Genomic DNA, 13,794 nt, shown 5'->3' with positions numbered 1-13,794 from the left:
GGACATGACGTACAGCGGAGCGGTGAGGGTGGGCGGGCCCGCCGATGTGCACGAACTGACGGATCTGATGATCTCGAAGGTCGCCGTCGGCCCGATGGACAACAACGCCTACCTGCTGCGCTGCCGGGCCACCGGCGAGCAGCTGCTGATCGACGCGGCCGACGAGGCCGGGACGCTGCTGCGGCTGATCGGTGACGACTCGATCGTCTCCGTCGTCACCACCCACCGGCACCGCGACCACTGGCGGGCGCTGGGTGAGGTCGTCGCGGCGACCGGGGCCCGCACCTACGCGGGGCGGTACGACGCCGAGGGCATCGAGGTGCCGACGGAGGTCCTCGTCGAGGACGGCGACACGATCCGGGTGGGCGAGGTGGCGCTCACCGCCCGCCACCTGACCGGGCACACCCCGGGGTCGATCTCGCTCCTGTACGACGACCCGCACGGGGCCCCGCACCTGTTCACCGGGGACTGCCTCTTCCCCGGCGGCGTCGGCAACACGCACAAGGACCCCGAGGCGTTCGCGAACCTGCTGCACGACGTGGAAACCAAGCTCTTCGCCCCGCTGCCCGACGAGACCTGGGTCTATCCGGGCCACGGGCGCGACACCACGCTCGGGGACGAACGGCCCCACCTGCCCGAGTGGCGCGCCCGGGGCTGGTGAGCGGCGGGGCCGTCCGCCCGCACGCGGACCGCTAGACGCGGTCCCCGGTCTTCTCCTCCCGGGCCTCGGCCCGGTCCTGCTTCCTGGTGGCCATCAGGCTCGTGATCGTGGTGATGACCAGCACCCCGCAGATGACGCCGAGCGAGACCGGGATGGAGATCTCGGGGACATGCACCCCGGACTCGTGCAGGGCGTGCAGCACCAGCTTGACCCCGATGAAGCCGAGGATCACCGACAGGCCGTAGCTGAGGTGGACCAGCTTCTTCAGCAGCCCGCCGATCAGGAAGTACAGCTGCCGCAGACCCATCAGGGCGAAGGCGTTGGCGGTGAAGACGATGTACGGGTCCTGGGTGAGGCCGAAGATCGCGGGGATGGAGTCCAGCGCGAACAGCACGTCCGTGGTGCCGATGGCGAGCATGACGACCATCAGCGGGGTCAGGACGCGCTTGCCGTTGTTGCGGATGAAGAGCTTGGTGCCGTGGTACCGGTCGGCGACGCCGAAGCGGCGCTCGATGTTCTTCAGGAGGCGGTTCTCCTCGAACTCCTCGTCCTCCTCGTCGGCCCGCGCCTCCTGGATGAGCTTCCAGGCGGTGTAGATCAGGAACGCGCCGAAGATGTAGAAGACCCACGAGAAGTTGGCGATGACCGCGGCGCCGGCGGCGATGAAGATCGCCCGCAGCACCAGCGCGATCAGCACGCCGATCAGCAGCACCCGCTGCTGGAGGTGGGAGGGAACCGAGAACTTCGCCATGATCAGCACGAAGACGAAGAGGTTGTCGACGCTGAGCGACTTCTCGGTGATGTAGCCGGCGAAGAACTCGCCCGAGGCCTGGGTCTCGCCGGCCACGAGCAGCCCGAGTCCGAAGAGGGCGGCCAGCACGATCCAGACGATCGTCCAGATACCGGCTTCCTTGGTCGACACGTCATGGGGCTTGCGCCCGATGAAGAAGTCGACGGCGATGAGGGCGCACAGACCAATGATGGTCAGCGCCCAGAGGGTCCATGAAACGTCCACTGCGCCTCCGGCAGTTCGCTACGGGCTACTGATCAGCGTCGTCGCTGCCGGAGGTCTCTTCCACCCGGGCGCGCGGGCTGCGCGCCGAGGCCGGCGCCCCGGGACCGGTCACGGTCCGTACTGACGGGAACGCCGCGTATGGGAGTACTCCCCTCCGCTCCATGAACGGTACAGGAAATACCAAGGAAAGGTAAAGAGAAACCTAAAGGATCTCCAAAATCGCAGGTCAGGGGCGTTTTACCGAAGGGTTTACGGGGCCCGGCGGCTCAGCGGTGCCCGGTGCGGCGAGCGTGGGCCACCCGGGCCAGCACCTCGTCCAGGACCGCGCTGCCCGGCGGCGTCCGCGGCGGTTCGTACGTCCACGCGTGACCGACCCAGGGGTCGGCCAGATGGTCGTCGGCGACCGGGGTGACCCGCAGCAGCGAGCGCCACAGCGGGTCGAGGATCGGGCCGTACTCGGACGCCTCCTCCCGGTCCGCGACCATCATCAGGTGCACGCCCACCGAGGGCCCCTCGTCGGCGAGGTAGCGCAGCTGGGTGACCGCGCGGTCGTCGAAGCCGTGCGGGAAGTCGTTGACGATCAGCAGCTGCTCGGCCGGGTCCAGGTCCGGCGGCAGCGAGTCGGCGGCACCGGCCCGGATCGCCATCTGCACCAGGTCGACCCGGCGGGTGAGGTGGGCGAGGACCGAGGAGACGCCCTGCGCGCCGGTCGCCGGCGGCGAAGGCAGGACCCCGGAGCGGACCAGCGGGTCGAGCGGCCCGGCGGCCGAACCGGCCGGGTCGATGACGTGGACCGTGAACTCGTTCGGCGGGTAGACGGCCAGCAGCCGGGCCGCGTGCAGCACGGCGGTCTCCATCGCGAGCCTGCGCAGCTGGTCCGCGCCGGCGAGCGCGGCGGCCTCGGAGGCGGTGCGCCCGCTGTCGATCCACATGCCCCGCTCCAGCGGCAGCCGCACGAGCAACGGGATGCGCAGGTCGGCGCTCTCCGGCAGATGGAGGTCGCCGATCCGCAGCGCCATGGGGATCTCCATCGGCACCCGGTAGCCGTGCCAGACGGGGTTGTCCCAGCCCGCGTAGGGCGCGGGGAGCGCGGGCTCCACGACGGCGGACTCGGCGGCGAGCTGGGTGAGGTCGCGGTCCAGCGACTCACGGGCGCGGGCGGTCAGCTCGTCGCGCTTGGCGCGGGCCTCCTCGCGGGCCCGGTCGCCCGCACCGCCGATGCGGCTGCGCGGGTCGGACAGGGTCCGCTCGAGCTCCTGGTCCATCCGGGACTCGGCGAAGTCGACGGCGCTGCGGTACGCGGCGGCGGCCCGGGCCAGGTCCTCGAACATGCCCCACACCTGGTTGTACAGGCGCTCGTCCATGGACCAGCCGGTCGCGTCACCGGCGACGGGCTGGGCGGGCTGCCCGGGCTGGGCCGGGGGCGCGGCGGGAGGCGGCGGCGGCGCGGTGGACTGCCGGCGCGGGTGCGCGTAGTTGATCGGGCCCGGGGCGGCCGGTTCGGCGAGCGGCTCGGGCTGCGGGGGCGTCGCGGGCGGAGCCGGCGGGACGGACGGTTGGCCGCTGCCCGGCGCGGAGGCCGGGGCCTGCGCGTGCCTGACGCGGTCGCCCTCCGGGGTGCGGGGCGGCGGCGGGGCCACCGAACGGGCCAGGCCGCGGGCGACGGCCTCCTGGATCGTCCCGGCGAGCTCGGCGGCCCGGTCCACGCCCTGGTCGGCGAGCATGGCGGCGAGACCGCCCGCGTACCCCTGGCCGACCGCGCGGACCTTCCAGGCGCCCTGCCGGCGGTACAGCTCCAGGGCGGCGACCGCGGACTCACTGTCGAGCCCGGTCAGCGTGAACGTGGCGATCTCGGCGCCGTCGAGGCCGGTGACCGCGACGAAGGGCGAGGCGACGGCCCCGAAGCGGGCCGGGCCGCCCGCGTCCAGCGGGAGGGCCAGCAGCACCGTGACCCGGTGGACCCCGTCGGGCAGGGCGTCGAGGTCGACGGCGAGCCGGTGGTCGGCGGCGGCCTGCCGGGAGACTTCGAGGCCGTGCAGCTGCGGCGAGCCCGGGTGGGCGATCCACTCGACTCCGGCGACCCTGCCGTTCTCGTCGCCGAGCGTGGCACCGGCCACGACGGGCGTCCCGGCCGATATCCGGATCTCCAGACGGGTCTGGGGCAAGGTGTGGTTCTGCCCCCGGACCAGCTCGGCCGTCATTGCCGTGTCCCCTCGACGAATTGCCGCTGTGCGCGCTGTGTCTCTGCTCTGGGTGGTGCGGTGGTGCCGCGATACGGGCAGCTCCCGGCGGCCGATGCCTCCGGGAGCTGCGCGCGTACCGCGATACGGACCTCGCGGTCCGGGTGTGCTTCTACAGGTGCGGCAGGATCGCCGGCATGAGGTCCTGGAAGGTGCGGCCGTTGGCCGGGGAGCCGATGGCGGTCATCTTCCAGGCGTTGCCCGCGCGGTGCACCTTCGCCATGATCTGCGCGGTGTACTGACCGCCGCCGTCCAGCGTGTAGCGGGCGAGCTCCTGGCCGTTGGTCTCGTCCACGATGCGGCAGAAGGCGTTCTGCACCTCCTGGAACGTCTGGCCGGTGAAGGAGTTCACCGTGAAGACGATCTGGTCGATGTGGACCGGCACCCGCTGGAGGTCCACGAGGATCGCCTCGTCGTCGCCGCCGGAGCCGGCGCCGCCCACGAGGTTGTCCCCGGTGTGCCGCACGGAGCCGTCGTCGCTGGTGAGGTGCCGGAAGAACACGACGTCCACCGGCTGCTTGTCGGCGAACAGGACCGCCGAGGCGTCCAGGTCGATCTCCCGGGTGCGCGAGCCGAACAGACCGCGGCGCGGTGCCGCCTGCCAGCCGAGCCCCATCCGTACCGCGGTCAGGGTCCCCCCGTCGCTCTTCTGCAGGCTGATGGCCTGACCCTTGGTCATATTGACCGTCACGCGCTGTCCCCTCTCCGCTTTCCCCGCAACCGTCCTTGTGCGGTTGCCCAGCACCCTACGCAGTGGTGTCACCCGCGCGGAGGGCCTGGGCCGTTTTGTGTCGGTCCTGCAACATCCGGCCCGTGCCGTCCGAACCCCCCGGCCGGTCAGGCCAGACCGGCCTCGCGCATCTGGCGCAGCTCCTTCTTCAGCTCCCCCACCTCGTCGCGCAGCCGGGCGGCGACCTCGAACTGGAGGTCCGCCGCGGCGGCCCGCATCCGGTCCGTCATCTCCTCGATGATCCCGGCCAGTTCGGTGGCGGGGCGGTCGGTGACCGCCGCGGCGTCCCGGGCCTTGCCCTTCGCGGACTTCCCGGCCGTCGCCGCCTTGCCGTCGCCCGGGACCGCGTGCTTCCCGAGGGAGGGCACGGGCGCCTTGCCCTCCTTGGCCTGGCGGTAGCCGGTGCCGAGCAGCTGCTCGGTGTCGACCTCCTCGCGCGCGATCGTGGCGACGATGTCGTTGATCTTCTTGCGCAGCGGCTGCGGGTCGATGCCGCGCTCGGTGTTGTAGGCGATCTGCTTCTCGCGGCGGCGGTTGGTCTCGTCGATGGCCTGGGCCATGGCCGGGGTGACCTTGTCCGCGTACATGTGCACCTGGCCCGAGACGTTGCGCGCCGCGCGGCCGATGGTCTGGATCAGTGAGGTGCCCGAGCGCAGGAAGCCCTGCTTGTCGGCGTCCAGGATCGCCACGAGCGACACCTCGGGGAGGTCGAGGCCCTCGCGCAGGAGGTTGATGCCGACCAGCACGTCGTACTCGCCGGAGCGCAGCTCCCGCAGCAGCTCGATGCGGCGCAGCGTGTCGACGTCGCTGTGGAGGTAGCGGACCTGGATGCCGAGCTCCAGGAAGTAGTCGGTGAGGTCCTCCGCCATCTTCTTGGTGAGGGTGGTGACCAGGACCCGTTCGTCCCGCTCGGCGCGCTCCCGGATCTCGTGCACCAGGTCGTCGATCTGGCCCTCGGTGGGCTTGACGACGACCTCGGGGTCGACGAGGCCGGTGGGGCGGATGATCTGCTCGACGAATCCGTCGCCCCGGGACAGCTCGTAGTTGCCCGGGGTGGCGGAGAGGTAGACCGTCTGGTTGATCCGCTGGAGGAACTCCTCCCACTTCAGCGGGCGGTTGTCCAGGGCGGACGGCAGCCGGAAGCCGTGGTCGACGAGGGTCCGTTTGCGGGAGGCGTCGCCCTCGTACATGGCGCCGATCTGCGGGACCGTGACGTGCGACTCGTCGAGCACCAGGAGGAAGTCCTCCGGGAAGTAGTCGAGGAGGGTGTTCGGCGCGGTGCCGGGGGAACGGCCGTCGAAGTGCATCGAGTAGTTCTCGACGCCGGAGCAGGTGCCGATCTGGCGGAGCATCTCGATGTCGTACGTGGTGCGCATGCGCAGCCGCTGGGCCTCCAGCATCTTGCCCTGCTTCTCCAGCTCGGCCAGGCGCTGCTCCAGCTCCTGCTCGATGCCGCTGACGGCCTTCTCCATGCGCTCGGGTCCCGCCACGTAGTGGGTGGCGGGGAAGACGTGGAGGGACTGGTCCTCGCTGATGACCTCGCCGGTGAGCGGGTGCAGCGTGGACAGGGCCTCGATCTCGTCGCCGAACATCTCGATACGGACGGCGAGCTCCTCGTAGACCGGGAAGATCTCGATGGTGTCGCCGCGCACTCGGAAGGTGCCCCGGGTGAAGGCCAGGTCGTTGCGCGTGTACTGGATCTCCACGAAACGGCGCAGCAGCTGGTCGCGGTCGATCTCCTCGCCCACCTTGAGCTGGACCATGCGGTCCACGTACTCCTGCGGCGTACCGAGGCCGTAGATGCAGGAGACGGAGGCGACCACGACGACGTCCCGGCGGGTGAGCAGGGAGTTCGTCGCGGAGTGGCGCAGCCGCTCGACCTCCTCGTTGATCGAGGAGTCCTTCTCGATGTAGGTGTCCGACTGCGGGACGTACGCCTCGGGCTGGTAGTAGTCGTAGTACGAGACGAAGTACTCGACGGCGTTGTTGGGCAGGAGCTCGCGGAACTCGTTGGCCAGCTGGGCGGCGAGGGTCTTGTTCGGCGCCATCACCAGGGTGGGGCGCTGCAGCTTCTCGATCATCCACGCGGTGGTCGCGGACTTGCCGGTGCCGGTCGCGCCGAGGAGCACGACATCCTTCTCACCTGCGCGGACGCGCTTCTCCAGCTCAGCGATGGCCGCGGGCTGGTCGCCGCTGGGCTGATAGGGACTGATGACCTCGAAAGGCGCCACCGTACGTTCGATCTTCGAGACTGGCCGCATGCACCCACCGTACGACCCCCCACTGACAACGGGGTCGGTTCAGCGGTCGGCGGGGCCCACGGCGTCGCGCGGCCGGGAGTGGAAGGACGCCGGATCGGCGTACGTGCCGAAGCTCGGGACCTGACGCTGGGCGGGGATCCCGGGGGCCCTGCCCGCGGCGTCGTCCCAGTCGGGCGTGCCCATGACCACCAGCGGGTCGAACATGACCACGACGGCCGCCAGCAGCAGGAAGCAGGCGGGTCCGATGAGCATGGGCACCAGCAGCGAACCGGCGCTCTCCCCGGGGGCGTGGCCCGCGGTGAGGGCGGAGGGGTGCAGATGGACCCGGAGCGCGGCCATGCCGGTGTAGTGCATGCCGCTCACCGCTACCGCCATGACGATGCTCGCGCCGAGGCTGGGCAGGAAGCCGTGGATGGACACGGCGGCCCACAGCGCGGCGGTCGAGGCCACCACGGCGATGACGACGGAGAGGGACACGGTCGCCGTGTCGTACTCGAACCGCCCATCAAGCTGCATTCCGGCCATGCCGAGGTAATGCATGGAGGCCACGCCGAGCCCGGTGATCGTGCCTCCCGTCACCAGCGCCATGCGGGTGGCGCCCCGGTACCCGACGAGGAAGATCCCGACGCCGACCATGACGATCGCGACGGCGAGGCTTGCGAAGGTGATCGGCCTGTCGTAGCCGATCGGTACGTCGTGGACGGAGAAGCCCACCATCGCGATGAAGTGCATGGTCCAGATGCCCGAACCGATGGAGGTCGCCCCGAGAGCCAGCCAGCCGGCCTTGAAGGAACGCTCGGTACGCAGTGACCGCGTGGTGCAGCGCAGACCCAGGGCCGCGCCGAGGCACGCCATGAGGAACGCCGCCGCCGGGGTCACCGCCCCATAGCTGAAGCCGTCGATTGTGCCCTGCATCCTTGTACGCCCTTCGCAGCAGCAAGCCCGGGTCCAGGACGATCCCAGGGCCTGTCGTCCGGGCGCAAGGCCCAACAGACACAACAGAAGTGCCGCATCTTATCGACCGGCCCGACCGTGGGTGACGCGGTCCCTTCACACCGTGGTCATCCCTCGCCCGTCTCCCGTTCGGGGGCCGCTGGGACGCTCGGGCCGTCCGCGACTCTGACGCAAGGAGTTCACGTGCACGCAGGCACCGCCACCGCCACCGCCTCCGTCGCCACCGCCGCGCTCATGGGCGTCGGCATGCTGCTGATGTCGGCCCCCGGCGCGCCGCTCCCGGACGCCCCCGCGGCCCGGGCGGCCGTGCAGCGGGCCGACCCGGCCCGCCACCCGGCCCGCCACCCGGCCGGCGCCGTGGCGCGCGCCCCGCGCGTCTACGCCCACCGCGGCGCTTCCGCGTACGCACCCGAGAACACGCTCGTCGCCGCGGACAGGGCCGACGCGCTGGGCTTCGCCTGGGTGGAGAACGACGTCCAGCTCACCAGGGACGGGGTGCCGGTCGTCCTGCACGACACCGGCCTGAAGCGGACGACGAACGCCGAGGAGGTGTTCCCGGACCGGGCGCCCTGGGCGGTGAAGGACTTCACGGCCGCCGAGATCTCCCGGCTGGACGCGGGCAGCTGGTTCGGCGCGCGGTACGCCGGTACCCGGGTGCCGACCCTGCGCCGGTTCCTGGAGCGGCTCGGCCGCAACCGGCAGAACCTGCTGCTGGAGCTCAAGAGTCCGGAGACTTACCCGGGGATCGAGCGGGCCACCCTCGCGGTGCTGGACGAGGAGGGCTGGCTGGACCGCGCCCATGTCCGGGACCGCCTGGTGGTCCAGAGCTTCGGGGCGGGCAGCCTGCGCAGGGTGCACGCGCTGCGCCCGGACGTGGTCACGGGCTTCCTCGGCGCCCCGGCCCCGGCGGAGCTGCCCGCGTACGCCGGGTTCGCCGACCAGATCAACCCGTCCCGGTCGGGCCTGTCCGGCGGCTATGTGGCGGCCGTGCACGCCTTGAAGGGCCCGCACGGCAAGAAGCTCCAGGTCAACCCCTGGGTGGTGGACGACGCGGCGTCCGCGCGCAAGGTGAACGCCATGGGCGTGGACGGCATCATCACCGACGCCCCCGACGTGGTGCGCGCGGCCACGAAGGGCTGACGCCGGGGCCGTTGTCAGTGGCCGGCCGTACGGTGGGGCCATGGACAGCAATGGGGTCGTCGAGTGGGCCGTCGTCGAGAGCGACATCGGTCCGTTGATGCTGGCCGCGACGGGGACCGGGCTGGTGAGCGTGGTCTTCCACGCCACCCCGGAGATACGGGACCGGATGCTGGGACGGCTGCGGGCCCGGCTCGGGGCGGAGCCCGTCGAGGCGCCCGGTTCCGCCCGGCTGGCCGAGCCGGTGCGCCAGCTCGCGGCGTACTTCGGGGGCACGCTGCGGGAGTTCTCGCTCGACCTGGACTGGTCGCTGACCGCCGGGTTCAACCGCGAGGTGCTGCGGGAGCTGGCCCGGGGCGTGCCGTACGGGGCGGTCGCCGGGTACGGGGAGCTGGCCGAGCGGGTCGGACAGCCGGGCGCGGCCCAGGCGGTCGGCGCGGCGATGGGCTCCAACCCGCTGCCGGTCGTGGTGCCGTGCCACCGGGTGGTGGAGAACGACGGCGGAATAGGCGGCTTCGGCGGGGGCCTGGAGACGAAGCGGCAGTTGCTGGCGCTGGAAGGGGTCCTGCCGCAGCCGCTGTTCTGAACCGTCGGCCCCGGGTGCCGTGCGGGCCGTTTCGTACAGGTGTACGCGCCGGCAGTACGCGCTGGCACACTGCGTCGGTGACCAACGCTCTCGACGCCCCTGACGCCCCGGGCGGGCACGGTGCCGCCGTGTCCGTGACGGTGGCCGATCTGCCGCGCCTGCGCCGCAGGACGTCCGCCGTCCTGATCGCCGGGCAGATACTCGGCGGCCTCGGTGTGCCGATCGGCATCGCCCTGGCCCCCGTGCTCGCCACCGAGGTGAGCGGTTCCGAGTCGCTGTCGGGGCTGGCGCCCACGGCGTCGGTGACCGGCACGGCCCTGCTGTCGCTGCCGCTGGCCGCCCTGATGACCGCGCGGGGTCGCCGCCCCGGTCTCGTGGTGGCTTATCTGATCGGCGCCTTCGGGGCGGGTCTCGTGGTGCTGGCCACCGTGGTGGGGAGCTTCCCGCTGCTGCTGCTCGGGATGGCCTGCTTCGGGGCGGGTTCGTCCGCCAATCTTCAGGCGCGGTTCGCCGCCGCGGACCTGGCGGAGCCGGACCGGCGGGGCCGGGCGATCTCCACGGTCATCTGGGCGACCACGATCGGCTCGGTGCTCGGGCCGAACGTCGCGGCCCCGGCGGGCCGGGTCTTCCGGGGCACCGCCGTGTCCGAGACGGCGGGCCCGTTCGTCTGGGCGGCCGGCATCTTCATGCTCGCGGCGCTCGTGGTCGCCGTGCTGCTGCGGCCCGATCCGCTGCTCACCGCACGGGCGCTGGCCCCCGGGGAGAACCAGGAGGCGGGGAACCGCTCGCTGCGGGCGGGGCTCGCCGCTGTACGGGCGTCGCCGATGGCCCGGCTCGCCCTGGTGACCGTGGCGGTCTCGCACACCGCGATGGTCTCGATCATGGTGATGACCCCGGTGGACCTCGGCCACCACGGCGCGGACCTCCAGCTGATCGGCCTGGTGATCAGCGGGCACATCGCCGGGATGTACGCGTTCTCGCCGGTCATGGGCCGGCTGGCCGACCGCTTCGGACGGCTCTCGGTCATCGGCCTCGCGGCCGGGCTGCTGGCCTGCGCCGCGCTGCTGGCCGGCACGGCGGGCGCCGCGCACGGCAGGACCGCGGCCGGCCTGTTCGTCCTCGGGCTCGGCTGGTCGGCGGGCATGGTGGCTGGTTCGGCGCTGCTCACCGACTCCGTACCGCAGCCCGCCCGCGCCGCCGTGCAGGGCCTGTCGGACCTGGTCATGAACGCGTCGGCCGGGGTGGGCGGCGTGGTGGCCGGGGTGATCGTCTCCCAGGCGGGCTACGGCTGGCTCAACCTGGCGGGCGCTTGTCTGCTGCTGCCGATGGCGGGACTGGCCATGCGCCGGTCCCTGCGGACGCCCCGGAGCCGTCAGGCGTGAGCCGCCGTTGGGTCCGTCGCGGGCCGGCGCGCCACCAGCACCGGCTGGAAGAAGCCCGACTCCTCCGGCTCCTGCCAGGCGGCATCCGTGAGACCGGCCCGCCCCGCGAACCCCGTGAGCTGCGCCTGTGACAGGGCCCAGTACGAGGTGCGGCGCGTACGCACCTCGTACCCGCCGCTCTTCCCCTCCCCGCCGTCCCCGCCGGGCAGCAGCTGGAAGTGCTCCAGGTCGTAGCGCTCCCCGTCCGGCCTCCAGTGCCACAGCTGGAAGGTGACCACCCGGCCGGTGGTCTCCTCCCTGACCTGCGGGGGCGTGGACGCGGGCCGCTCGCGGCGCAGCCGGTCGTACGGCCGGGTGGACACCAGCAGGACGCCGCCCGGCCGCAGGACCCGGCGCATCTCACCGAGTGCCGCCTCCACCGCGTCCGGCGTGAGCAGATGCGGCAGCGAGTTGTCCGCGCACACGACGACGTCGAACAGGCCGTCACCGAACGGCAGCCGCGTCATGTCGGCGGCCGCGGTGCGCAGGTCCAGGCCGCGCGCGGCCGCCTCCCGCCCGGCGCGGGCCGCCGCGGCGGGGCTCAGGTCGCTGCCGGTGACCCGGTGTCCGAGCGCGGCGAGGCCCAGCGCCTGTGTGCCGATACCGCAGGCGCAGTCCAGCACGTCGTACACGGCGCCCTCGCCGTTGCCGAGCGCCGCGCCGATCAGACCGGAGAGCGCGGTGGCCTGCCGCTCGACGCTCGCCTGCCAGTCGGCGTACATGAGGTCGTAGTCGGCGGCGAGATCGTCGTAGAAATGACGCACGGTGGAGGCGGGAAGGCTCTTCGCAGGCATGACGCGACCCCAACTCGGCTGTGATCAAGGCTGATGGGAGTCTTCGCGCCACCGGCGGGTCCGGGTCGGCCGCGCACGTTTGAGTCCCGCATCCCCGCGACAGGGATGTGGGCATGTCACTCAACGCGCCCCTCGACGTCACCCCGTACGCCCCCGTGCTCTCCGCCGAGGTGCGGGCCGCCCTGGCCGCGAACCGGCCCGTCGTCGCCCTGGAGTCGACGATCATCGCCCACGGCCTGCCCCGCCCCCGCAACCTGCGGGTCGCCGGGGAGCTGGAGGGGCTCGTGCGGTCCGCCGGGGCCGTGCCCGCGACCGTGGCGGTGCTGGACGGGCGGGCCAGGGTCGGGCTCGACAAGGCCGAGCTGGAGCGGGTGGCCGAGGACCCGGGGATGCGCAAGCTGGGCCACCGCGACCTCGCCCCGGCGCTGGCGGGCGGGGCGAGCGGGGCGACCACCGTGTCCGCGACCGCGTTCCTGGCGGCCCGGGCCGGGCTGCGGGTCTTCGCGACCGGCGGGCTCGGCGGGGTGCACCGGGGCTGGACCGAGACGCAGGACGAGTCCGCGGACCTGCGGCTGCTGGCGCGTACCGGGATCACCGTGGTCTGCGCGGGTGTGAAGTCGATCCTGGACGTCCCGGCCACGCTACAACGGCTGGAGACGCTGGGGGTCGGCGTGCTCGGCTACGGCACCGCCACGTTCCCCGGCTTCTACCTGAGCAGTTCGGGCGAGCCGGTCGACTGGACGGTGACCTCGCCCGAGCAGGTCGCGGAGGTGATGCGGGCACAGGACGCGCTCGGCGGGCCGGAGGCGGCGCTGATCGTGGCCAACCCCGTACCGGAGGGCGAACAGTTGGAGCCCGTGCTGCACGACCGGGTGCTGGCCGAGGCGCTGGGGGCGTGCCGGGAGCGCGGCATCACGGGGCAGGCGGTCACGCCGTTCCTGCTGGACCATCTGGTGCGGCACACCGGGGGCGCCTCGCTGGAGGCCAATCTCGCGGCGGTCCGGGGCAATGTGGCGCTCGCCGCCCGTATCGCGACGGCCTGGGCGGCGCGGTGAGCGGCGGCCTCCTCGTCGTCGGGGACGTGGTCACCGATGTGGTCGCCCGGCACGGATCGGCACCGGTCCACGGCACGGACACGGCCGCCGTGATCCGGACGCGGGCGGGCGGCGCGGGGGCCAACGTGGCCTGCTGGGCTGTGCACGCGGGCTGCCCGGACGTGCGGCTGCTGGCCCGGGTAGGCGTCGACTCGGCGGACTGGCACCGGGACCTGCTGCGGCGGGCGGGGGTGCGCGGGCTGCTCGCGGTGGACGAGGAGGAGCCGACCGCGACCGTCGTGGCCCTGGTGGACGCCGCCGCGGAGCGCACCTTTCTCACCGACAGCGGCGCGGTGCTGCGCCTCTCCCCCGACGACTGGTCGCCCGCGCTGCTCGACGGGGTCGCCCACCTCCACCTGTCGGGCTATCTGCTGTTCGCCGACACGAGCCGGGAAACGGCACTGCTGGCTCTGCGGGAGGCCGTACGGCGGAACGTTCCGGTGAGCGTGGACCCCGCGTCGGCCGGCTTCCTCGCCGGTCTCGGCGTCGACCGCTTCCTCGCCCTGACCGAGCGGGCGGACCTGCTGCTGCCCAACGCGGACGAGGCATCGCTGCTCACCGGGCTGCCCGAACCGGCGGACGCGGCGGCCAAGTTGAGCATGCCCGCCCGCCAGGTCGTCGTGACGCTGGGCGAGGGCGGGGCGCTGCTGGCCTCCGGGGGCGCGGTGACCGGGCGGGTTCCGGCGGAGGCGGCCGGGCGGGCCGTGGACTCGACCGGGGCGGGCGACGCGTTCACCGGCGGCTTCCTCGCGGCGCGGCTGGCGGGGGCGGACGACACGGCGGCCGCTGCGGCGGGGTGCCGGGCCGGGGCACAGGCCGTCGGGACGGTGGGCGGGCGGCCGCCGTTGCCGGGCGAGTAGCGGGGGCGGGGCCGACCGGGAGCGCGGGGCGCGCCGGCCAC

General features: G+C 72.8%; 12 protein-coding genes. 6 read left to right on the top strand and 6 right to left on the bottom strand.

Translation table 11 applies throughout. The features are described 5' to 3' along the window. The first annotated feature begins 4 nt into the window (after positions 1-4). Positions 5-661, top strand: a complete 657-nt coding sequence (locus BLW14_RS24480) for an MBL fold metallo-hydrolase (protein ID WP_093709341.1) — start codon at positions 5-7, stop codon at positions 659-661. Positions 662-692: 31 nt separating this feature from the next. On the opposite strand, the gene BLW14_RS24475 is transcribed toward BLW14_RS24480, so the two are convergent. From BLW14_RS24475 to BLW14_RS24455, 5 genes are all read right to left on the bottom strand, one after another. Beyond that, positions 693-1,676, bottom strand: a complete 984-nt coding sequence (locus BLW14_RS24475) for a TerC family protein (protein ID WP_093709340.1) — start codon at positions 1,674-1,676, stop codon at positions 693-695. A gap of 266 nt (positions 1,677-1,942) precedes the next feature. Beyond that, positions 1,943-3,877, bottom strand: a complete 1,935-nt coding sequence (locus BLW14_RS24470) for a TerD family protein (RefSeq protein WP_093709339.1) — start codon at positions 3,875-3,877, stop codon at positions 1,943-1,945. A gap of 151 nt (positions 3,878-4,028) precedes the next feature. Next, positions 4,029-4,607 carry a TerD family protein gene (locus BLW14_RS24465; protein ID WP_093709338.1) on the bottom strand — a complete coding sequence of 193 codons (579 nt, stop codon included), beginning with the start codon at positions 4,605-4,607 and terminating at the stop codon, positions 4,029-4,031. 146 nt (positions 4,608-4,753) lie between these two features. Then, the gene (uvrB, locus tag BLW14_RS24460; protein ID WP_093709337.1) at positions 4,754-6,907 is read right to left on the bottom strand and encodes an excinuclease ABC subunit UvrB; all 2,154 of its coding nucleotides are present in this window, start codon (positions 6,905-6,907) and stop codon (positions 4,754-4,756) included. Between the two features lie 39 nt (positions 6,908-6,946). After that, a complete protein-coding gene (locus BLW14_RS24455; protein ID WP_093709336.1) occupies positions 6,947-7,822 on the bottom strand; it encodes an MHYT domain-containing protein in 876 nt (291 codons plus the stop codon). A 222-nt stretch (positions 7,823-8,044) separates the two neighbouring features. Between BLW14_RS24455 and BLW14_RS24450 the strand changes: the two genes are divergently transcribed. From BLW14_RS24450 to BLW14_RS24440, 3 genes are all read left to right on the top strand, one after another. Continuing rightward, positions 8,045-9,001 carry a glycerophosphodiester phosphodiesterase gene (locus tag BLW14_RS24450; protein WP_093709335.1) on the top strand — a complete coding sequence of 319 codons (957 nt, stop codon included), beginning with the start codon at positions 8,045-8,047 and terminating at the stop codon, positions 8,999-9,001. Positions 9,002-9,041: 40 nt separating this feature from the next. Further along, complete coding sequence (locus tag BLW14_RS24445) at positions 9,042-9,584, top strand: methylated-DNA--[protein]-cysteine S-methyltransferase (RefSeq protein WP_093709334.1); 543 nt, start codon at positions 9,042-9,044, stop codon at positions 9,582-9,584. A 77-nt stretch (positions 9,585-9,661) separates the two neighbouring features. Then, the gene (locus BLW14_RS24440; protein WP_093709333.1) at positions 9,662-10,966 is read left to right on the top strand and encodes an MFS transporter; all 1,305 of its coding nucleotides are present in this window, start codon (positions 9,662-9,664) and stop codon (positions 10,964-10,966) included. Here the strand turns inward: BLW14_RS24440 and BLW14_RS24435 are convergent. Further along, entirely contained in the window at positions 10,957-11,799 is an 843-nt protein-coding gene (locus BLW14_RS24435; protein WP_093709332.1) for a class I SAM-dependent methyltransferase, read from the bottom strand. The two genes, BLW14_RS24440 and BLW14_RS24435, sit on opposite strands and share 10 nt — an antisense overlap. 113 nt (positions 11,800-11,912) lie before the next feature. Between BLW14_RS24435 and BLW14_RS24430 the strand changes: the two genes are divergently transcribed. Next, positions 11,913-12,854 (top strand): pseudouridine-5'-phosphate glycosidase, encoded by a 942-nt coding sequence (locus BLW14_RS24430; RefSeq protein WP_093709331.1) that lies wholly within the window; start codon positions 11,913-11,915, stop codon positions 12,852-12,854. Next, positions 12,851-13,753 carry a carbohydrate kinase family protein gene (locus BLW14_RS24425; RefSeq protein ID WP_093709330.1) on the top strand — a complete coding sequence of 301 codons (903 nt, stop codon included), beginning with the start codon at positions 12,851-12,853 and terminating at the stop codon, positions 13,751-13,753. Before BLW14_RS24430 ends, BLW14_RS24425 begins: the two co-directional genes overlap by 4 nt. Positions 13,754-13,794: the final 41 nt, after the last annotated feature.

Source organism: Streptomyces sp. 2131.1 (assembly GCF_900105515.1).
In the GTDB taxonomy this organism is placed as follows: domain Bacteria; phylum Actinomycetota; class Actinomycetes; order Streptomycetales; family Streptomycetaceae; genus Streptomyces; species Streptomyces drozdowiczii.
The sequence above is the reverse complement of the archived record's forward strand: the minus strand, read 5'-3'. Positions and strand labels throughout refer to the sequence as shown.